Source organism: Thermoactinomyces sp. CICC 10521 (assembly GCF_016055135.1).
GTDB lineage: Bacteria > Bacillota > Bacilli > Thermoactinomycetales > Thermoactinomycetaceae > Thermoactinomyces_A > Thermoactinomyces_A daqus.
Genome location: NZ_JAECVZ010000003.1, coordinates 160,718 through 181,426, shown reverse-complemented (window position 1 = coordinate 181,426; position 20,709 = coordinate 160,718). Strand labels below are relative to the sequence as shown.

At 50.1% G+C, this 20,709-nt stretch carries 25 protein-coding genes; 21 read left to right on the top strand and 4 right to left on the bottom strand.

Annotated elements, in window-relative coordinates:
• Window positions 1–194: 194 nt before the first annotated feature.
• From I8U17_RS04150 to obgE, 14 genes are all read left to right on the top strand, one after another.
• Window positions 195–782, top strand: coding sequence for a Maf family protein (locus tag I8U17_RS04150; RefSeq protein ID WP_033099222.1), 588 nt, complete (start codon window positions 195–197; stop codon window positions 780–782).
• Window positions 783–891: 109 nt separating this feature from the next.
• Window positions 892–1,584 (top strand): RadC family protein, encoded by a 693-nt coding sequence (radC, locus tag I8U17_RS04145; protein ID WP_198055140.1) that lies wholly within the window; start codon window positions 892–894, stop codon window positions 1,582–1,584.
• Window positions 1,585–1,636: 52 nt separating this feature from the next.
• Window positions 1,637–2,680: a rod shape-determining protein gene (locus I8U17_RS04140; protein ID WP_033099221.1), complete on the top strand. Its 1,044-nt coding sequence runs from the start codon at window positions 1,637–1,639 to the stop codon at window positions 2,678–2,680.
• A gap of 16 nt (window positions 2,681–2,696) precedes the next feature.
• Complete coding sequence (mreC, locus tag I8U17_RS04135) at window positions 2,697–3,524, top strand: rod shape-determining protein MreC (RefSeq protein WP_033099220.1); 828 nt, start codon at window positions 2,697–2,699, stop codon at window positions 3,522–3,524.
• Between the two features lie 27 nt (window positions 3,525–3,551).
• A complete protein-coding gene (gene mreD, locus I8U17_RS04130; protein WP_052153863.1) occupies window positions 3,552–4,082 on the top strand; it encodes a rod shape-determining protein MreD in 531 nt (176 codons plus the stop codon).
• 88 nt (window positions 4,083–4,170) lie between these two features.
• Entirely contained in the window at window positions 4,171–4,848 is a 678-nt protein-coding gene (locus I8U17_RS04125) for a septum site-determining protein MinC (protein WP_033099219.1), read from the top strand.
• 50 nt (window positions 4,849–4,898) lie between these two features.
• The gene (gene minD, locus I8U17_RS04120; RefSeq protein ID WP_033099218.1) at window positions 4,899–5,693 is read left to right on the top strand and encodes a septum site-determining protein MinD; all 795 of its coding nucleotides are present in this window, start codon (window positions 4,899–4,901) and stop codon (window positions 5,691–5,693) included.
• A gap of 139 nt (window positions 5,694–5,832) precedes the next feature.
• Entirely contained in the window at window positions 5,833–6,606 is a 774-nt protein-coding gene (locus I8U17_RS04115) for a M23 family metallopeptidase (protein WP_052153862.1), read from the top strand.
• The gene (locus tag I8U17_RS04110; protein WP_198055026.1) at window positions 6,599–7,462 is read left to right on the top strand and encodes a site-2 protease family protein; all 864 of its coding nucleotides are present in this window, start codon (window positions 6,599–6,601) and stop codon (window positions 7,460–7,462) included. Before I8U17_RS04115 ends, I8U17_RS04110 begins: the two co-directional genes overlap by 8 nt.
• 156 nt (window positions 7,463–7,618) lie before the next feature.
• Window positions 7,619–7,930 carry a 50S ribosomal protein L21 gene (rplU, locus tag I8U17_RS04105; RefSeq protein WP_033099217.1) on the top strand — a complete coding sequence of 104 codons (312 nt, stop codon included), beginning with the start codon at window positions 7,619–7,621 and terminating at the stop codon, window positions 7,928–7,930.
• On the top strand, window positions 7,930–8,268 hold the full coding sequence (locus I8U17_RS04100) for a ribosomal-processing cysteine protease Prp (RefSeq protein ID WP_033099216.1): 339 nt from the start codon (window positions 7,930–7,932) through the stop codon (window positions 8,266–8,268). Before rplU ends, I8U17_RS04100 begins: the two co-directional genes overlap by 1 nt.
• A gap of 22 nt (window positions 8,269–8,290) precedes the next feature.
• Complete coding sequence (rpmA, locus tag I8U17_RS04095; RefSeq protein ID WP_033099215.1) at window positions 8,291–8,599, top strand: 50S ribosomal protein L27; 309 nt, start codon at window positions 8,291–8,293, stop codon at window positions 8,597–8,599.
• 107 nt (window positions 8,600–8,706) lie between these two features.
• Entirely contained in the window at window positions 8,707–9,441 is a 735-nt protein-coding gene (locus I8U17_RS04090; RefSeq protein ID WP_198055024.1) for a Spo0B domain-containing protein, read from the top strand.
• A 15-nt stretch (window positions 9,442–9,456) separates the two neighbouring features.
• Window positions 9,457–10,749: a GTPase ObgE gene (gene obgE / locus I8U17_RS04085; protein ID WP_198055023.1), complete on the top strand. Its 1,293-nt coding sequence runs from the start codon at window positions 9,457–9,459 to the stop codon at window positions 10,747–10,749.
• A gap of 53 nt (window positions 10,750–10,802) precedes the next feature.
• Here obgE and I8U17_RS04080 read toward each other — a convergent pair whose 3' ends face one another.
• A complete protein-coding gene (locus tag I8U17_RS04080; RefSeq protein WP_033099212.1) occupies window positions 10,803–11,273 on the bottom strand; it encodes a low molecular weight protein-tyrosine-phosphatase in 471 nt (156 codons plus the stop codon).
• A 289-nt stretch (window positions 11,274–11,562) separates the two neighbouring features.
• Here I8U17_RS04080 and I8U17_RS04075 point away from each other — a divergent pair, with 289 nt between their 5' ends.
• The 5 genes from I8U17_RS04075 to ilvE all read left to right on the top strand — a co-directional run bounded on the left by I8U17_RS04075 (window position 11,563) and on the right by ilvE (window position 16,157).
• Window positions 11,563–12,006 carry an ACT domain-containing protein gene (locus tag I8U17_RS04075; RefSeq protein WP_198055021.1) on the top strand — a complete coding sequence of 148 codons (444 nt, stop codon included), beginning with the start codon at window positions 11,563–11,565 and terminating at the stop codon, window positions 12,004–12,006.
• A 29-nt stretch (window positions 12,007–12,035) separates the two neighbouring features.
• Window positions 12,036–13,103 carry a threonine synthase gene (gene thrC, locus I8U17_RS04070; RefSeq protein ID WP_033099210.1) on the top strand — a complete coding sequence of 356 codons (1,068 nt, stop codon included), beginning with the start codon at window positions 12,036–12,038 and terminating at the stop codon, window positions 13,101–13,103.
• A complete protein-coding gene (gene thrB, locus I8U17_RS04065; protein ID WP_081943632.1) occupies window positions 13,070–14,041 on the top strand; it encodes a homoserine kinase in 972 nt (323 codons plus the stop codon). The genes thrC and thrB overlap by 34 nt, the downstream gene beginning before the upstream one ends.
• Before the next feature lie 11 nt (window positions 14,042–14,052).
• Window positions 14,053–14,955 (top strand): prephenate dehydratase, encoded by a 903-nt coding sequence (pheA, locus tag I8U17_RS04060; RefSeq protein ID WP_198055020.1) that lies wholly within the window; start codon window positions 14,053–14,055, stop codon window positions 14,953–14,955.
• 293 nt (window positions 14,956–15,248) lie between these two features.
• The gene (gene ilvE / locus I8U17_RS04055; RefSeq protein ID WP_033099208.1) at window positions 15,249–16,157 is read left to right on the top strand and encodes a branched-chain-amino-acid transaminase; all 909 of its coding nucleotides are present in this window, start codon (window positions 15,249–15,251) and stop codon (window positions 16,155–16,157) included.
• A 57-nt stretch (window positions 16,158–16,214) separates the two neighbouring features.
• On the opposite strand, the gene I8U17_RS04050 is transcribed toward ilvE, so the two are convergent.
• The 3 genes from I8U17_RS04050 to I8U17_RS04040 are packed head-to-tail and all read right to left on the bottom strand — an operon-like array spanning window position 16,215 to window position 18,919.
• On the bottom strand, window positions 16,215–17,198 hold the full coding sequence (locus tag I8U17_RS04050) for an ABC transporter permease (protein ID WP_198055019.1): 984 nt from the start codon (window positions 17,196–17,198) through the stop codon (window positions 16,215–16,217).
• A complete protein-coding gene (locus I8U17_RS04045) occupies window positions 17,179–18,117 on the bottom strand; it encodes an ABC transporter ATP-binding protein (protein ID WP_033099206.1) in 939 nt (312 codons plus the stop codon). The genes I8U17_RS04050 and I8U17_RS04045 overlap by 20 nt, the downstream gene beginning before the upstream one ends.
• Window positions 18,101–18,919 (bottom strand): GDSL-type esterase/lipase family protein, encoded by an 819-nt coding sequence (locus I8U17_RS04040; protein ID WP_198055018.1) that lies wholly within the window; start codon window positions 18,917–18,919, stop codon window positions 18,101–18,103. The genes I8U17_RS04045 and I8U17_RS04040 overlap by 17 nt, the downstream gene beginning before the upstream one ends.
• Before the next feature lie 155 nt (window positions 18,920–19,074).
• On the opposite strand from I8U17_RS04040, the gene I8U17_RS04035 reads away from it, so the two are divergent.
• Window positions 19,075–19,728 (top strand): LysM peptidoglycan-binding domain-containing protein, encoded by a 654-nt coding sequence (locus tag I8U17_RS04035; RefSeq protein WP_033099205.1) that lies wholly within the window; start codon window positions 19,075–19,077, stop codon window positions 19,726–19,728.
• An 18-nt stretch (window positions 19,729–19,746) separates the two neighbouring features.
• On the top strand, window positions 19,747–20,691 hold the full coding sequence (locus I8U17_RS04030; protein WP_198055017.1) for a phosphotransferase: 945 nt from the start codon (window positions 19,747–19,749) through the stop codon (window positions 20,689–20,691).
• Window positions 20,692–20,709 lie beyond the last annotated feature (18 nt).

Sequence of the window (20,709 nt, the reverse complement as noted above, 5' to 3'; positions counted from 1 at the left end):
AATTTGTGACAAACGCATGTCAATTGCTTGTTGATCGGACCCTCATTTGATAAACTGTAAGTGATCTTCTCATGGTTGGCACCTTAAACCGAAGGTGCTTTTTTCCTTATCAGGAAAGCTCCCCATTGAACGGGGGATTCTCACCCTCCTGATTTTTAATTTCCCTTTTGTTGTTTTAGGTAGGTGGCGAAGAAATGCAACCAGAGTTGGTGCTGGCCTCCGGCTCTCCGCGCAGAAGAGAGCTGCTGGCCTTGTTTGGAGTCGATTTTCGTGTGCAAACAAGCCATGTGGATGAAACAGTTGATCACCGTCTTCCCCCTGGCACAATCGTTGAAGAATTAGCTCTGCGCAAGGCGAGAGCAGTGGCCGCTGAGTGTGATGATGCACTGGTGATCGGCGGAGATACGATTGTCGTTCATAACGGGGAGATCCTGGGCAAACCATGCGATGAAGATGAGGCAAAAAAGATGCTTTCCCGTTTGCAGGGAACCGATCATCAAGTTTATTCGGGGATTGCCCTCGTCCGCGTTCGGGCGGGTGCGCAAGTGGAAGAAAAAACGGCTCACCGTATGACAAGAGTGTGGATGCGGCCGTTATCTCCCGAAAAAATAGCTTGGTATGTAGGCACAAAAGAGCCTTTGGATAAAGCGGGAGCATACGGGATTCAAGGACGGGGAGCCCGCCTTGTCGATAAGATCGAAGGTTGTTATTTCAATGTGGTGGGATTGTCCATCCCCCTGTTGGATCAAATGCTGGAAGAAATGGGTTTTCACTCTGTGTAATTGATGGTCTGATCAGCTGACACCTCTGCCGTTTTGCTACTTTGTCGGATCCGGCCATTCACCAGGGTGAAATAGCAGGCAGAGGAGGAATGGAACGTTAATGGAGAAAATGGAACGTGCCTACGTTTTGCTGAGCGACGTGCCGGAGGAAGAGCGGCCGCGTGAGCGGATGTTGCGTTTGGGGCCTCAGCATTTGTCCAATGCCGAGCTGATCGCGCTGTTGTTGCGGACAGGCAGCACAGGTGAGTCTGTGGTGGCCCTGGCGCACAGGGTATTGGTCAAAACAGACGGTTTGAAAGGGCTTGCGCAAACTTCGCTCCAGGAGTTGATGAAAATCCACGGCATCGGTCTGGCAAAGGCGGTTCAGCTGATGGCAGGCGTAGAGCTTGGCCAGCGCATCTCGCGTTTATCGCCTGAAGAGCGCTATGTCATACGTTCCCCTGAAGATGTTGCGCAATATGTGATGGATGAATTGCGCTTTGCCAAACAAGAGCATTTTGTTTGCCTGTTTTTGGATACAAAACATCAAGTGATATGCAAAAAATGCGTTTTTAAAGGAAGTCTGAACGCCTCGCTTGTTCATCCGCGCGAAATTTTTCTTGAGGCGATTCGCTCCAGCTCCGCAGCTGTCATCTGTATACATAATCATCCGAGCGGGGATCCGACTCCGAGCACGGAGGATATTCATGTGACTGAGCGACTGATCGAGGCGGGGCAGCTTCTGGGAATCGAGGTACTGGATCACGTGATCATCGGAGATCAACGATTTTTCAGTCTGCGTGAACATGGGCTGATTTCCTAGCATATCCTTGTGACGACAATAGAAATGTGACAAATGGGAAGGAGGGCCGGACGTGTTTGGAAGTTTTGTGAAAGATATGGGAATTGACCTTGGGACGGCCAATACGCTGGTATATGTGAAAGGACAGGGAATTGTGGTGAGGGAGCCTTCAGTTGTGGCCATTGAGCTGGGAACTGAAGAGATCAAAGCGGTCGGGAATGCAGCCAAATCGATGATCGGGCGCACCCCGGGAAACATCGTTGCCATCCGTCCCATGAAAGACGGGGTCATTGCCGATTACAATACGACTGCGACGATGCTCGAGTATTTTATCAAACAAGCGATCGACCAAAAGATGATTTTGCCGAGAAAACCCAATGTGATGGTTTGCATTCCATCCGGAGTCACGCCGGTAGAGAAGCGGGCGGTGGAGCAAGCGACGATCCGGGCGGGGGCAAAAGAGGCTTATACGATCGAAGAGCCTTTTGCCGCAGCGATCGGAGCGGGCTTGCCCGTATGGGAACCGACCGGCAGCATGGTCGTGGACATCGGTGGAGGAACGACGGAAGTTGCCGTCATCTCGCTCGGCGGCATTGTCACCAGCCATTCCTTGCGCGTGGCGGGGGATAAGATGGATGAAGCGATCATCCAGTACATCAGGAGAAAACATAATCTGCTGATCGGTGAAAGAACGGCGGAGACGCTGAAAATGGAAATCGGGGCAGCGATTCCGCCGGAGGAAGATCTCACCCGGGAGATCAAGGGCAGGGACCTGATTACGGGCTTGCCGAGAATGATTGAGATTACCTCTCGGGAGATTGCAGAGGCTCTGTCTGAAACGGTTAACGATATTATCAACGCCGTGAAACAAACCCTTGAAGAGACTCCGCCGGAACTGTCCGCCGACATTTTGGACCGGGGGATCATGTTGACCGGAGGCGGAGCATTGTTGCGCCGGCTGGATGAACGGCTGAGACAGGAGACGCACATGCCGGTGACGGTGGCGGAGAATGCCCTGGATTGCGTCGTCATCGGTACGGGAGCGGCATTGGACCATATCGACATGTTTAAACCGAGATCCAATTCATCGTACCGCTCCCGTCGCAGACCGTTCTGATGGAGGCGTTCTCTTCATGAAACGAAATATGACCCAGCGCATATTTATCATCGTGATTTCGGTTGTCCTTTTGTTTATTTCCGCGGGCATGACCAAAGGGGACGGCGATATTCTCGCGGGACCGGAAGGTTGGATCCAAAATGGCGCCGGATGGATTGAAGGGGTATTTTACACTCCGTTCAGCGGGCTGTTCGCCGATGGAAAAGGAACGAAAAGCGCCTCTTCCCCGTCGGTTGAAGAATTGAAGTTAAGGGCGCGTGTCAATGAACTGACGAAGGAAAATCAAGAATTAAAAGAGATGCTGGATTATAAAACTGAGAATCGTCTGGAATCGATCCAGGCCCGTGTCGTTTACCGCAGCCCGGACCGTTTCAGTAACCGGGTGGTGATTAACCGGGGGACTGATGATGGGGTGCGTCCCAAAATGCCGGTGGTCACCCCGCAAGGACTCATCGGCCGGGTTCAAACCGCAACCAGCCACATGGCGAACATTCAGTTGTTGACCGATTCGGGAGACGGGCCGGGCATTGCGGCGGTGGTTCAAACGGATAAAGGAGAAGTTCTGGGGATTATCGAAGGATACGATGAACAAAAACGCCGTCTGATCATGAAGAAAGTACCCGTGACGGCTGCTCCCAAAAAGGGGCAAATCATCGTTACCTCCCGTTTGTCGGACATTTATCCGGGCGGCATTTTGATCGGCACGGTGGATGCAGTGACGATGAATGAGAGCCAGGTGGAACAGGTTGTCTACATCAAACCGTCCGCATCCTTTGAACAATTGGATTATGTTGCGGTTGTAAAAGATCCGGAAAAACTGCAACTCAAATCGATGCAAAAATAAACAATGCATTTTATGGAGGGGAATGCCATGAAAAAGCTGTTCGCCGGTTTCCTCTTCCTCCTTTTCATTTTGGAAGGTTCCGTTTTCCAATGGTTGCTCCCCCAAGCCTGGGGGAGCACTTTTATCGTTATCCCTCAATTGGTTGTCAGTGGGATGATTGCCATTTCTTTGTATTTGCCGCGGCGGTATGTACTGTTGCTCAGCTTTTTTTTCGGGTTGCTTCATGATGTCGTTTACGGGCCCGCACTTGGCATTTCCGCGATAACCCTTCCGCTCGTCGCGTATGGAACCTACAGGATGGCAGCCCATGTGCCTCCTTTTCAGTGGGTTGCCGGGGTGCTGACCGCATGGGGGCAACTCATCTATCTCATCCTGATTTACGGGTGGGATCGCCTCTTCGATTTTACGGATGTGCCTGTTGTGTTGGCGATGTGGAATTACATTATTCCGTCGACACTGTTTAATGTGATCATCGGCTATCCCATATTCAAGGTGATTCACCTGATTTATCAAAAGAAACGCAATCGGTCGATTATATTTGACACCATTCTCCGTTAATCAAGGCAAATCATCTGTGGCAAGCTGGGGGATGAAGGAAAATGAAGGAGAAGAGCGAAATCATATGTGAGGCGGGGTGACGTTGGATATGGGGAAAACGCTAAAACCGGGCGTAACGATCAAAGGAACCAAAGACGGGTTGTTTTTCTTTCTGGATGATTCGCGCCCCTTTTCTGATGTATTGGCAGATCTTAAAGAAAAGCTGGAAAACTCCCATGCCGCACACATTTGGGACGGCCCGGATTTGAATGTGATCATCAAGTTGGGAAAGAGACAGATTACAAAAGCGGAGGAAATTGCTGTCAGGGAACTGTTTTCCGTCCGCAAAAATTTGATCATACAGGAGTTTGAGTCCGACGACATCCCCTATCTCCTTGGTGGTGAGCAGGATCTTGTCATCAAGTCGGGAACGGTTCGATCAGGTCAGGTATTGATACATAAAGGAAATCTTTTGTTTTTGGGCGATGTCAATCCCGGCGGAACCATTCAGTGTACGGGGAGCATCTATGTTTTGGGAGCCTTGCGCGGATTGGCGCACGCGGGGTGCGAAGGGGATACCAATGCAATCATCGTCGCTTCCGTTTTGCGGCCGACCCAGCTCCGCATCGCTGATGTGATCTCGCGCCCGCCGGACAAATGGGATGAGTCCGAGATTGGCATGCGCTTTGCTTATATGATTGATAACCAGATCGTCGTGGAACGGATTCACCATCTGGGGCAATTGAAACCGGAACTTGAATGGAAAGAAGGGCGCCGTCATTTTTAATAAAATTGGTCTGAAGCAGGATTGAATTTTCAGGGGAAGGAGGGGAGAATGTGGGAGAGAGCATCGTGATTACATCCGGAAAAGGAGGCGTCGGGAAATCGACGTCCTCAGCCAATATCGGCACGGCTTTGGCATTGGCCGGGAAAAAAGTTTGTCTGGTGGATGCCGATATCGGGCTGAGAAATTTGGATGTGCTTTTGGGATTGGAAAATCGAATTATTTATGATCTGGTCGATGCCATCGAAAAAAGATGCCGTATCGATCAGGCGTTAATCCGGGATAAACGTTGTGATGAGCTGTATTTGTTGCCGGCGGCGCAAACAAGAGACAAGAGTTCGATCTCCGGCAACCAATTGCGATGGTTGATTGCGGAGTTAAAGGAGAAGTTCGATTATGTGATTATCGATTGTCCTGCAGGGATTGATCTCGGCTTTCAAAACGCGATTGTCGGGGCGGATCAGGCCATTGTGGTCACAACTCCGGAAAATACGGCGATTCGCGATGCCGACCGCGTCATCGGGCTTTTGGAGAAAGAACAGGTGGCCCCTCCCAAGCTCGTGGTCAACCGTCTTCGCAAGCAGATGGTGAAAGACGGCGGAATGATGGATGTGGACGAAGTTGTGTCTGTGCTGGCGATCGACCTGCTGGGAGTCGTGCCGGATGATGAGCAGGTGATTCGCGCGGGGAATACCGGAGAGCCGATCGTCTATGAAAACCGAAATGCGGCAGGCAAAGCTTATCGAGACATTGCCCGTCGCATCCAGGGGGAAATGGTTCCCCTGATGGTATTGGATAAAGAATCGAATGTGATTACAAAAGTAAAGCGATGGCTCGGTTTTGCCTGAGGCCAAACAGGCGGGCCGATTCCTGCCAAGGTAACCTGGTTCCTTCAAAGCCCGAAGGGACCGGGTTTTTTGCTTTTTGCATATCCCCCCCTTGTCCATCATATCTTGATACAAATGTGAACAATAGGGGTTGGGCAGGATGTACGACTGGGCGCAGAAACACAAAAAGCGCAGAGAAGTTAAATGGCAGGCAATCAGACAAGGACGGGCCCCGCGCTCTTGGGCTGCGAAAAGAAAAGAATGGGATCCGGGTCAGGATTTACTTTCCTATGATGCTTCCCCTTGGAATCAAACAAGCGGCAAAGGACAAGCAAGGGGAAAAAAGGGAGGCCGACTGCGTACACAAATGCTGTTAACCGCAGCTCTCTTTATTTTGACATTGCTCGTTTTCCGTTCACAGTCCCCGGTGCTGAAGCCTGCGGAACAATGGATTTCCGGCGTCATGACGCACGATTTTCAGTTTGCGGGAATGGAAAACTGGTTCAAACGATATTTAGGAGGATCTCCGTCCATTCTTCCGGCGTTTTCCCGTTCTGAGACTGATGAGAAGCCCCGGGAACATCGCTGGCATTCTCCCGTCTTTGGAAAAGTGGTGCTCCCGTTTGATGAACAGCGCAAGGGGATCGTGATCCGAACGGTTGCCCATGCGCGGGTTGCGGCTGCGGATGAAGGATGGGTCATATTTGCCGGGGAGAAACCGGGATTGGGCAAAACAGTGATCATTCAGCATGAGGGAGGGAGCGAGACATGGTATGGCCAATTGGCCGGTATCGACGTCAAACCAAAAGACTGGGTGAAAAAAGGGCAGACTATCGGGAGCATAAGTGAAACAAAAGGACAACCGCTCTTGTATTTTGCCGTGAAACAAAATGATCGATTTATTGATCCGGCGAGCGTGATCGTATTTGATTGACCGCATGAGGCAGAAAATTCGCCTGCGCATTCATCCGCTTTTATGGCTCGTCGCTTGTTCGGCTGTTTGGACAGGCTATTTTATTGAATTTTTCACCTTGTTTGTCCTGGTTCTGATCCATGAAATGGGGCATGTCGCGGCAGCAAGGAGTTATGGCTGGCGCATCCGCGCCGTGGAACTTCTTCCTTTTGGCGGTGTGGCGCAGACGGAGGAGTGGGGAACCGTTCCGGCGAAGGAAGAAGTAGTCGTCGCATTGGCCGGGCCCTTTCAGCATGTGGCGATGATTTTAATCAGCCTGCTTTTTTACGGGACGGGCTGGTGGACGAGGGAATGGACTGAATACTTCATCCACGGCAATGTCATGATCGCCTGTTTTAATCTGTTGCCCATTTATCCGCTGGATGGGGGACGGGTGATGCAAGCGGGGCTGAGTTTTTTGTTCCCTTTTCGGATCTGCATCGATCTTACGCTGTGGGTCAGCAGTTTTCTCTCTCTCGTGCTGGCTGCGGCCGCCCTGTTTTGGTTTAAACAAGGAATTCTCATCCATCTTTTCCTGATCGCCCTCTTTTTGTTATACTCCAACTTGCGGGCACTAAAACAGAGACATTACCAATTCCTGCGTTTTTTGCTTTCCCGTACGCGTTCCCGCATTTCCTCAAAACCCGTTAAAAAAATGACTGTCCATGGCAAGGCCGAGTTGAAAGAAGTCGTACAGATGTTATATAAAGAGCGCTATCATATTTTGGAAGTGACGGATCGCACGGGAAAGGTGATCGGGTTTTTGCCCGAGGAGACGCTGCTCAGCCGGTTTTTGCATCCGCGGTTTTACACCTGTACGGTGGAAGAGCTCTTTTAGGATTATAGGAAATATTTTACTTGCAACTCGCTTTTGACAATCATCGGCGGATGTGCTAAGATAAGGCTTGTTGTCGATACCGCTCGTGACAGGATCTGCAAGAGACCTCAGTCTCTCCTGTTCATGGCGAGTCCTTTAAGAGGAGGATTAAAGTTCATGTACGCTATTATTCAAACAGGCGGCAAACAGTACCGTGTAGAAAAAGACAGCGTTCTTTTCATCGAAAAATTAAACGCACAAGAAGGTGACACAGTTACCTTCGACCAAGTATTGCTCGTAAACAAAGATGATGAAACCAAAGTTGGTGCTCCGGTTGTAGAAGGCGCCAAAGTAATCGGTAAAGTAGTTAAGCACGGAAAAGGCAAAAAAATTACCGTGTTTAAATATAAACCGAAAAAGAATTATAAACGCAAAAAAGGTCATCGTCAGCCATTCACCAAGGTTGTAATCGAAAGCATCGAAGCATAATGATTCGCATTTTGGTGGAGCGAAACGACCGGGAGCAGGTGGAGCGCGTTCTGATCACGGGGCACGCCAATTACAGCGAGCACGGTACGGATATTGTTTGTGCCGCAGTTTCCGGCATTTCCATCGGATTGGTTAATGCCATTGAAAAGATGTTCGGCTGCAAGGTGCATGCCGATGATGACAGGGAAGGAAAGCTGGATTGCCGTTTCCCGGGGGAATTGTCTGATCCTGCAAAGCGGGAACAGGTTCGCCTGCTCATGGAAGCCATGGTCGTTTCCCTGAAAAATGTGGCTGATGAATTTCCTTCCTATGTTAAAATGAAAGAACGGATTCAATAATGAATGAAAAGAGGTGGAAACCATGTTGAAACTCAATCTGCAATATTTCGCATCGAAAAAAGGTGTAGGTTCCACGAAAAACGGCCGTGACAGCATCTCCAAACGCCTGGGCGTTAAACGCGGAGACGGTCAATTCGTCTTGGCTGGAAACATCTTGGTTCGCCAGCGCGGAACCAAAATTTACCCGGGTGTAAATGTTGGTCGTGGAGGAGACGACACCTTGTTTGCAAAAGCAGACGGTATTGTTCGTTTTGAGCGTATGGGACGCAACAAAAAACGCGTAAGCATTTACCCTGTAGCTGCACAAGAAGCTGCAGCAGCACAAGCCTGAGTGAATTAGGCTGAAGAAACCCCGGCCAAACGGCCGGGGTTTTTCTTTTGTGGAAAAATACTGTAAAATAAGGTCTGACATACATACAAAAGATAGGGGAGATCAAGGTGAGGCGGAGCGGTTTTCAATGGGTGTTACCCTTTGTTCCCACGATTGTTTTGCTTGTGGGCTGGCTCGTCCAACCGTTTGGTCGGACAGGCACAATCCTTTTTTTTCTCGGTTCCTTGCTTTCCCTGGGATTCGGCATCGCCTGTGCCCATCTGCTGAGAAACCGGATGGAGTCCATCGCCGCAGCGGAACGGATCAGACGAATTTCCAGCATCAAGCGGCATGATTGGATGAATCATATCCAAGTTTTAATGGGATATTTGATGATGAAAAAGGAAGACCGCCTCAAAGCGTACATGCAAAAACTGGTGGAACGGGCGGGTCATGAGCGAAACCTGTCTGAGTCCAGGTATGCTCCGCTTTCCGCATCACTTCTCATTCTTGACGACCGGTTTAAAGACTGGGAAATCGAGTGGAATGTGCCCAAGGCTATTCGGTTTTCGGAAGTTGCCGCCGAGAAAAAGTTGTTTCAACTTCTGGAGACGCTGTTTCAGTTCCTCGAAGCAAAAGGGGAAGCGGAAAAAGGATACGGAAAACTTCAGATCTCTCTGGTTCAAAATGACCCTTGGGTCCATGTGAAAATCAACTGGCAGCTTGATGAACTCCCTTTTCGAATTGCGGAAACGGATGAAAAGACCTTAAAGAATAAACTGCAACGGTGGCAAGCGAAAATGGAGACCCTGTCCGGACGAAACGGGATGGAGGTCGCGTGTTGTTTGAGCCGGCAAGAGTAGGAAGGTGACTGGGACATGTTTGTGGATAAAGTAAAAGTTTATGTAAAAGGCGGAGACGGCGGCAACGGGATGGTTGCCTTTCGGCGCGAGAAATACGTGCCGTACGGGGGCCCCGCGGGTGGAGACGGCGGCGCTGGCGGCGATGTCATTTTTGAAGTGGATGAGGGTTTGCGTACCCTGATGGATTTTCGCTTTCAACGTCACTTCAAAGCAAAACGCGGGGAGAACGGGCGTTCCAAATCCCAACACGGTGCATCGGCGGAAGATCTTGTCGTGAAAGTGCCGCCCGGAACGGTTGTAAAAGATGCGGAAACAGGAGAATGGATTGCTGACCTGACGACAGATGGACAAAGAGCGGTGATCGCCAAAGGAGGACGCGGAGGGCGGGGCAATATCCGTTTTGCCACACCGGCCAATCCGGCACCGGAAATCGCGGAAAACGGAGATCCCGGCCAGGAACGCTGGGTTGAGCTTGAACTGAAACTGTTGGCTGATGTCGGGTTGGTGGGTTACCCGAGCGTGGGGAAATCGACGCTGTTATCGGTCGTTTCTGCGGCAAAGCCCAAAATCGGGGCTTATCATTTTACCACATTGGTTCCCAACCTCGGCATGGTTCAGGTGGGAGAGCGCAGTTTTGTCATGGCCGATCTGCCAGGCCTGATTGAAGGGGCACATGAAGGTGTCGGCTTGGGGCATCAATTTTTGCGTCACGTTGAACGAACCAAAGTGATTGTTCACGTGATTGACATGGCTGGTTCGGAAGGGCGCGACCCTTATGAGGATTATTTGAAAATCAATGAGGAAATCAGACAGTATCGCGCGGACTTGATCAATCGCCCGCAGATTGTCGCTGCCAACAAAATGGATCTCCCGGAGGCGGAGGAGCATCTTGAACGGTTCAGAGAAAAAATCGGCGATGTGCCGGTTTACCCGATCTCGGCTGCGACGGGACAAGGAGTAAAGGAACTGTTGTTTGCCGTCAGCCGGTTGCTGGATCAGGTGGAACAGGAAGAGTCTGCCCGGCCGGTGTCGGAAGCGCCTGTGGAACGAAAAGTGTATCGCAGTACCGAAGAGGAACCCGCCTTCACCATCCGCCGCGAAAATGAAGTTTATGTCGTAGAAGGAGAGCGGGTGGAAAAATTGGTTCAGCGCACCAACTTCCAATACCATGACAGTGTGCTTCGCTTTGCGCGCACGATCCGCAAAATGGGGATTGAAGATGCGTTGAGAGCGCGTGGTGCCAAAGAAGGGGATACGATTCGCATCGGAGAGATGGAATTTGAATTAAGCGATGGTGCGGATTACTGAGCAAGAAAAAAGCAAGCGGCTCCCAAATGAAATTGGAGCTCCGCTTGCTTTTTTTATTCCAGGTGATGTTCACGCTTGATTTTGTCAAGTAAATGGCGGCATCCGGCCGATACCAGCTCATACGTTTCATCGAAATTACCGGTATACCATGGATCGGGCACTTCAGTGTAGGTCGTGTTCGGAATGAAGTCGACAAAACGATACACGTTGTCCCCGGAATTGCCGGAAAGCTTGTGCAAGTTTTCAACGTTGCGGTTATCCATCCCGATGATGTATGTAAAGTTGGAAAAATCCTCTTTTTTCACCTGCCGGGCTCGTATGCCTTCATAGGAAATTCCGTATTGATCCAGTTTTTTTCGCGTCCCGTGATGCGGAGGTTCACCGGTGTGCCAGTCGCCGGTGCCTGCGGAGTCGACGCGAATCTGGTCATCCAGGCCTTCCTCCCGGACGTAATGGCGGAAAACCGCCTCAGCCATCGGTGAACGGCAGATATTTCCCAAACAGACAAAAAGAACGGAAATCACGATACCAACTCCTTATCTCGATGGTGTATGTGTGGCGTTCCGGCCATTTATTATACCATAAGCAAATGCAGACAATCCTTTTTGTAAAAGAATGGAAGCGGATCGATGAAAATTGCCGGCCCAATCATGAGACAGATATCTGAACAAAATCGGGAGGTCCTTGTGCCACCAGGTTGATCAGCGATCTCGCATAGAAAAAGTTTTACAAAGGGTCTTGCCTAACAGTACCAGTCCACGTTAAAATGTCCGTAATGGGGAAACATATGTATTTTATTGGAGGACACATATAATGCCGCAAGATCCTTATGCTTTGGTTCGAATCGATATGCTGCCTGAGGCGATCCAGAAAACATTGGAAGCGAAAAAGCTGCTGGAGACAGGAAAAGTATCCAAAGTTCAAGAAGCTGTGGAGAAAGTGGGAATCAGCCGCAGCTCATTTTACAAATACAAGGATGGTGTTTTCCCGTTCCATGCGATGGTCAAGGAAAAAATTGTGACCATCTCCATGATCCTGGAGCATCGGGCCGGCATTCTGTCCAGGGTTTTAAGCTTTTTGGCATCAGCAAGTGCCAGTGTGTTAACCATTCACCAAACGATCCCGCTGCAGGGGGAAGCCAATGTTTCGATGTCTGTCGATACGGCACAGGTAGGGATGGAGATCAATGAACTCTTACAGGGGCTCGTTGATTTACCGGGCGTCAGACGGGCTATTGTCGTAGGAACAGGTGAGTGAGAAGAGAGAGTCAGCAAAGGAGAGGAATAATGAGAAGAGGAATCTTGGAACGCTATCGCGCCTATTTGCCCGTAACGGAGCATACGCCGCATCTGACCCTGTTTGAGGGAGAAACACCGCTTTATCATGCACAAAGGCTGTCCGCTGAGATCGGTGTAAACGTCTATCTCAAACACGAAGGAGCCAATCCCACCGGATCGTTTAAAGACCGCGGGATGGTAATGGCCATCGCCAAAGCGAAGGAAGAAGGAAGCACCGCAGTCATCTGTGCTTCGACTGGCAATACATCCGCATCAGCGGCAGCCTATGCGGCCAGGCTCGGTTTGAAGTGTTACGTCGTGGTGCCCCACGGGCGGATCGCGATGGGGAAATTGGCGCAAGCAGTCATCTATGGAGCAGAAGTATTGGCAATTGAAGGGAATTTTGACCAGGCGCTGGCCATGGTGAGGGAAATCGCGGACCGGTATCCGGTTACGCTGGTCAATTCCTTAAACCCCTACCGGATTGAGGGGCAGAAGACGGCCGCCTTCGAGATTTGTGAACAATTGGGCGAAGCACCGGATATCCTGGCGATTCCGGTGGGGAATGCCGGAAACATCACCGCGTACTGGAAAGGGTTTAAGGAGTATGTTCAGGCGGGGAAGGCTCGCAAACTGCCGAAAATGTGGGGATTTGAGGCAGAAGGAGCCGCAGCCATCGTCCGCGGTGAACCAATTAGTGAACCGGAAACGATTGCGACGGCCATTCGCATCGGCAATCCGGCCAGTTGGAAAAAGGCGGAAGCGGCGGCGGATGAGTCAGGAGGATGCATCGACTTTGTCACTGATGAGCAAATTTTGGAGGCTTACCGGAAAATAGCCGAGTGGGAAGGGGTTTTCTGTGAACCCGCTTCAGCCGCTTCGGTAGCCGGTCTGATCAAAATGGCGCAGCTTGGGAAATGCAAACCGGGGAGCAAAGCCGTCTGCGTATTGACGGGAAACGGATTAAAAGATCCGCAAACGGCGCTTCATGCCACCGAAGTGAAACCCAAGGTGATTCCCGGAGAAATGAAGGCGGTTTTGGAATGGATCAATGTGGAAATGGATTCGGCCGTATGAGAGAGTTTGCGCCGTTTGAGGTGGTTGTGCCTTGCAGTACGGCGAATTTGGGCCCCGGTTTTGATTCGATCGGTATGGCATTAAACCGGTATCTGCGCTTGCGTTTTTCACCGGCGAAGGAGTTGAGCCTTTCCGTCAGCGGGCCGTATGGAGCCGGAATTGAACTGGATCAGGATAACCTGATTGTTTCCGTCATGAAGCAGGCTTGCGCTGAAATGGGACTTTCTCTTATTCCATTTCAACTGGAGATCGAAAATGAGATCCCGCTTGCCCGCGGACTGGGCAGCAGCGCGGCCGCCATCGTTGGAGCCTGTATGGCGGTTAACCATTTGTATCAGTTTGGATGGGACCGGGAGGAGATACTTAAGCGGGCTACAAAGTACGAAGGGCATCCGGACAATGTCGGGGCATCGATCTTTGGCGGGGTGGTGATCGGATCGTGGGATGGGCGGAAGGCGCACCTGCTTTCCAGCGAAGCGCCTAATCTGCCGATCGTCGTTGCCATACCCAAACGCCCTCTTTCCACCAAACTGGCCCGGCATGTTTTACCCAGTTTTTATGACAAGGAAACGACCGTTTTATCCAGCAGCAGGGCCAACCTGCTGGTAGCCGCCCTGTTGCAAAAACGGTGGGATTTGCTCCAAGTTGCCATGCAGGATTTATTTCATCAGCCATATCGGGAAACGCTGGTTCCCGGATTGCGGGAAATTCTGAAAAATGCGGTTAAAAACGGTGCGTACGGAGCTGCTTTGAGCGGAGCGGGGCCGACGATCCTTGCGTTTGCCCGGGATGGGGAACGTTTGACAAGATATTTTAAAAGCGTTTTTTCGGAAATGAATATCCCGGCGGACATCACTGACCTGAAAGCGTCACAAACGGGGGCATTTGTCCAGTTGACAGCAGAGCAAAAACGTAGTAGAGTCTTGGGAAAAATATAAGGAGCAGGGTTATGAAAGAAGTCGTAGCCTATTTGGGACCAGCTGGAACCTTTACCCATGCGGCTGCAGAGTGGTTATTCCCGGAGAAACACGCGGTTTTGCAGCCGTATTCCACGATCCCCGACTGTTTGCAAGCAGTTGCGGACAGAGAAGTTCAGTTTGCCGTCGTTCCGGTGGAGAATGCCATCGAAGGATCGGTCAACTCAACATTGGATTGGCTGATTCATTATATTGATGTCCCGATCGTTGCCGAACTGGTTTATCCGATTGCGCAATGCCTGATGGTTCATCCGTCGCAAAAGCACCGTCCGCTGCGGGAATTCGGAAAAATTTTGTCCCATCCCCAAGCGATTGCGCAGTGCCAACGGACGCTTCGGCAAAAAGCGCCCATGGCTGAATTTGTCTTTACCGACAGTACGGCCAAAGCGGCCGGACTCATAAAGGAACAGCCTGATCAACCATGGATGGCCGTCGGTCCGGCCAAAGCGGCGGAATTTAACGGATTGTCGATCCTGATGGAAAATATGCAGGATCATCAAAATAATTTTACGCGTTTCCTCGCAGTCGGGTGGAAAGAGAAGGAAAACCGTCAATCTGCCGATTTTTGCAAAACGAGTTTGCAGATTACGCTTCCCTCAGATTACCCGGGAGCGTTGTATCAGGTTTTGGCCGCTTTTTCATGGCGCAAGATCAATTTGTGCCGGATAGAATCACGGCCGACGAAGACGGGGCTGGGAAATTATTATTTTATCATCGATGCTGAGTTGCCTGTTGACCATCTGTTGATGCAGGGGGCCATTTCTGAAATTGAAGTGTTGGGGTGCCAAGTGCGGATACTGGGTTCCTTCCCCTGTTTTTATAAAAAAAGTTATGAAAAAATAGCGTCGAAATCAAATTTTGCACAAAATGATTGACAGTTTTATAGCATGGGGATATAATGATTTACAAATTTATTAAGAGGAAATTTTCAGTCTTATCAGAAGGGTACCTAGGGTTCCGTCCATTTGATTCAAGGGAGTCTGGACCAAGCGGTATCGGCACCGGGATATGGTGTACACCGTGGGGATAAAAGCCTCCAGCGGCAGGTTCTGATGCAAGGGATCAAACTGTGCCGTCGGAGGCTTTTTCTAATTTCTGATGTTGGGGAATATCCGCTGCATCGTGTCATTGAGTAAACAAAAATCACCAAAACGAGGAGGAAGGCAACATGACGGCTGACGAGCGCTGGGTATTTATCAATGGGGAGTACAAGAGGAAAGAAGAAGCTGTGGTCTCCGTTTTCGATCATGGCTTCCTTTATGGAGACGGTATTTTTGAAGGAATTCGCGTTTATGACGGAAATATTTTCAGATTGAAGGAACATATCGAGCGTCTGTACGACTCTGCCAAATCGATTTTGCTCCATTTGCCGTATACCCGGGAAGAGATGGAGGATCTGGTCTGCGAGGCGGTTCGCAAAAATGGGTTGCGCGATGCTTACATTCGTCTGGTCGTTTCCCGTGGCCCCGGAGATCTCGGGCTTGATCCCTCCAAGTGTAAGTCGCCGAATGTGATCATCATTGTTGATCAAGTCCGCTTGTTTGCTCGTGAGATGTATGAAAAGGGGATTTCCGTGATCACGGTGCCGACGCGGAGAAATATCCCGGATGCGCTCGATCCAAAAATCAAATCCTTAAATTATCTCAATAATATTCTTGTTCGTATAGAAGCCAACAAGGCCGGTGTTGCCGAAGCGTTGATGCTGGGAATGAACGGGTATGTGGCTGAAGGTTCGGGAGACAACGTTTTTATCGTGAAACGAGGCGTTCTTTATACTCCTCCCTGCTATATCGGTGCGCTGGAGGGAGTGACGCGCAACGCGATCATGGAACTGGCGGAAAAATTGGGGTATGTCGTCAAAGAACAGCCTTTTACCCGCCACGATGTCTATGTGGCTGATGAGGTGTTCCTCACCGGAACGGCAGCGGAAGTGATTCCGGTGGTCGAAGTTGACGGACGTTCCATTGGAACCGGAGTACCGGGGGTTATTGCCAAACAGTTAATGGAGGAATTTGCCAAAGTCGTCAAGGTGGACGGAATTCATGCCTACGGCGGGCATCAGGCTCAAGTGAGATGAGCCAAAAGAGGCTGTATTGCCAATCCGGCGATACAGCCTCTTTTTATTTCAATACCATCAAGCGAGGATGTCGCGGCGGGTAAAGACGACAAAGGCTACCAGAAGGGAAAGAAGCGACCATATGCTTAAAACGGCGAGAGAGAAAGGAAGACTCATTCCTTCGACCAGGGTCGGATGCCCTGAGAGATAATCGGTTAAGCCCAGATTGGTAAAGGCAAGGTATTTCAGCGCTTCCCAGGACGGGGCCAACTGGCTGAGCAAGCCTCCCGAGATCACGGCTGCCAGCATGATCCCCATGCTTGAAGCCGTGCTCCTGACCAAAACGGAGACCATAAATGAGATGGTGCCGATCGCGCAGCAGGAAAACCAGGCCAATCCGTAAGCCATTAAGTCATATTTCCATTGCGGCAAAAGATGGACATGGGTGGTGACCAGATTGTTTCCGTTTTGCGAAAAGCCTGTTAAAACCGGCATGGTCCATCCTTCATAGCCGAAAACCGCGCCAGAGATGACATAACCGAGAACGGCCGTCATAAGAATGAGGAAAGAAGTTCCCAGCAACAAGGCGATATATTTGCTGAGCAAGATTTTGAAACGGGGCACGGGCCGGGTTAGCAACAGCTTGATCGTCCCAGCCGAATGTTCGGATGAAACAATATCCGCAGCCAGGATGACGACAAGCAGCGGCAAAAAGAGTTCGACCGCCTGTTCCACAAATTTGCGGATAAAGGTCGGTCCTCCCGGCGCGGTCGGATTGATGTCATGGTCCAAATAGTATTGTTGCTGCTCAATGTTCAATTTCAGATATTTTTTCCATTCATCCGGGATCTGATTGGATGACAGGCGGTTTTGCGCATCAACGATTTGTTGCGTCAGAAGCGCATGCCAATCGGAAGTGCCCAATCGTTCCATGGTCTCTTTTGTCGTCCGGTACTGGGCATATGTAAAAATGGGAATCAAAATAAGCAAAATCAGGGCGATGACCCAGATCCGCTTTTTGCGAATCAGCTTCATCATTTCGTTATAGATCAGATGCTGCACTTTCCACTCCTCCTGTCATTTGCAAAAAAATATCCTCAAGGGTCGGGCGGTGTGTGCGGATCTCATGGACCAGAATCTGCTTATCAACCAAGGAGCGATTGGTTTCCGCTATTTTTTCAGCCGGCATATGAACGAGAATTCGCCCGTCATCCGGCTGTTCCCATCGGGTGACATAAGGCAGGGATTGCAGCACTTTCAGCCCGCGGTCGGCCGGTTCGATTTTCCATTCGACCATGGATTGGTCTCCGACGAGTTCGCCGATGGGGCCGGTTTGAACCAGCTTTCCCTGGTGAATGATGGCCACACGGTCGCACATCAACTGCACCTCATGCAAAATATGGCTGGAGACAAAAACACTGATTCCATCCTTGCGGGCAAGTTTGCGAATGAAGGCGCGCAATTCGCGAATTCCGGCCGGATCCAGGCCGTTAGTCGGTTCATCAAGAATGAGGAGTTTCGGTTTTCCCAACAATGCCTGCGCAATGCCGAGACGTTGTCTCATGCCGAGTGAATAGGTTTTGACAGGATCATCGATGCGTTCCGTCAGTTCGACTTGTTCCACCACCTCACGGATACGGGCATGATCGATGCGGGCCATCCGGGCAAACAATTCCAAATTTTCCCTTCCGGTTAGGTACGGGTATAATTCCGGGTTTTCGACAATACAGCCCACATGGGAAATCGCTTTTAAAAAGTCGGTTTGCAAATCATAGCCGCCGATTTTTACCTTTCCTTTGCTGGGGCGGATCAGTCCGACCAACATGCGGATCGTCGTCGTTTTTCCCGCTCCGTTGGGCCCGAGAAAACCAAAAATCTCCCCTTCGCCCACTTCAAAGGAGATATCCTGAACAATTGTTCTCCTGCGAATCGTTTTGCTTAAACCTTCGACGTACAACACCGGTTTATTTTGTTTGGCCATCAGTCGTTTCCTCCTTCGGCGGGTCTTGGATCACTTGCCACAAGCGTTCCACCATGCGCTCATAGCCCAGATGGTTCGGATGGAAATGGTCACTGTACAAATATTTCCCCGGATCCATGGCGAACAGGTCAAACGTGGGGATGACGACCACGCGATCAAATTGCACCGCTGTTTGCGAAATTGTGTTGTTCCAGGCAGTCACGAGACGCGAAGCGAGGTTTGCTTCCGGCAAGTCGCCGAATGGATTGTAGATGCCAAACAGATAGACCGTTGCCTTGGGATTGCATGTTCGTATTTCCGTCAGGATATCGGTCAGGTTTTGCTGATATTGAAGCCGGCTTTTCTCGGCGGCAGCCACATCGATCTTTTTCAGACTGCCGCTGCTTTGAAACAAATCATTGCTTCCGATGGTCATGACAATCCACTTCGCGTTTTTGAGCAGATTTTGTATGTGCGGCTGTTTGATCTGCCGGCGCAACTCATCGGACGTCAGCCCGCTGACAGCCAGGTTTACGCTGCTCATCGGTTCCTTTTCCCTTAAGGTTAATTGCGTTTTGACAATGCCAAAATACCCCTGCCCGCCGGGGTCGCCAATTCCCCGCGTCAGTGAATCGCCCAGCCCGAGCAGCAATCCGCCGGCCGGGACGGGAAGAGTTTCATTTGGCTTTGATGAGGCCTTCACGCTTTCGGAACCGGACGGCTGAAGAATATCCCGGATGCCCCAGGCACATCCCAGCGCCAAAAACAGAAAGGAACAGACAGACAGGAAATAGATTGTGTTCCAGAGCGATTTTTTTACCATAAGCGATCCTTCTTTCCGTCGAGTTGATCTGAGCAGGATTTTTTGAGTACCTTCTTATTTTAAAGCAATTTTTAAACAAAAATTTCTGTAAGGCAAAAAAATGCTTAATTGTGCATAGGATGATAATGATCAGCATTTGTTAAGGGGGTTGTTTCATGAAGATTCATATTGTAAGACCCGGGGATACGCTTTGGGTACTCGCTCAAAAGTATAACACACCGATTGAACGGCTGCGCGAAGTGAATCCGGAATTGACTGAAGGAAATGAATTGGAACCGGGCATGAAAATACGGGTGCCGACAGGGAAATTTCTCCTCTCTTCTTCGAAAAATAAGGAAATGGAGACGAAGATCGGGGATGTCCCCGCTGAGGAAGAAAAACGGAAAACAATAAAAGCGGAAAAGGATCGTAAGCAACAGATGGATTTTTTGCCAAAACCTCCGCATATTCCGGAAATGCCGTTTTATTATCAGGGATTTTCTTCATCGTTTGACTCACCGGAATCTTCGTTTTTTGATGAAGGGGGTTACCGCAAGACCCCGGTTCCGCCAGTGAGCCCTTATCCTTATCATATATCCCATTTTTGGCCGCAGCCAGTATACGGGCCGACACCGTTTGTTTCCGCTTTTCCCTATCCCTATGGGTCAGGATATGGTTATCATGTTCCCTATTTTCCGTCTGTGTCAAACTACAGTCCCGAGGCTTATCAGCCAGATCCCTACGGTGGGCAAGAGCAGGCAACTCCGGCATTCAGCAGTCCGGTTTCAGCAAACTGGCCAGTAAAAGAAAGCTCTTCAAGCGAAGGGTAACACGGGAAGGGGAAGAAAATGAAACGACCCCGGCGGGAGTTATTGGAGCGGATATTACATACTGAGGTACGTAATATTACTCCTTATCGAAGGAATTGGTATATAGAAACGGCGCAGATGCACTGGATTGCCAAGCGTATGCACACAGGCCGCCTCCAGTGGTGGTGCAGGGTGGACAATGAATTGAGGCAACGGGGATTTCAGGCCATGTTGCCAATTTGCTCTGATGGGCAAAATTGGCTGCTCACTCCTTTTATTAAGGGAAAGTCAGGGAAATATTCACGGCTTGAAGATGTAAAAAGCATGGTTAAAATACTCGCCGCTTTCCATCAGACAGGACGGGAACTATGGACGCCTCCCCGAAAAGAGGCGGCTTTTCTTCTTTATCAGCGCGTGGCAGAACGCCTCGCGCGTTTTTATCAGGTGCTGAGGCGCGTCAACAAGGTGGAGGGGGATCTGGGAAAACTGCTGGTGAAAGTCGGAAAAGATTTCTATCTGGAAGGATTGCGTTGCTGGGAAAAGTTGGAGCGGCTACCGTTAAAAGAATTTTGCTATCAGGAATATGAAAGAAGATGTCTGGCTCATCGTGATCTGGCAAGCCATAACTGGTTAATCGGAGAAGACCGGACCATCTGGCTCATTGATTTTGAGACGGCAGATTATGATTGCCAAGCCGGTGATGTCTGGCAAATGGCCTCCCGGATGTTAACGGAAAACGACTGGAATGAAGATTGCGGCGAGATGTTTTTGAATGCATACGAATCCGTGCGTCCTCTCTCATGGCTTGAGAAAAAAATCATTGCAACTCTGTTTCAATTTCCGAATGATTTCTTTCGGGAAGTAGTGGGCTTGGCTGAAAAAAAACGTAATTTTTATACTCAACATTCCCTCCCTTATTTGGTTAAAATAATAGAACACCGGGATAAGTGGAAAGAGTTTTGCAAAGGAATCGCCTATTGGTAGTCCGTATGGGCTTATGGT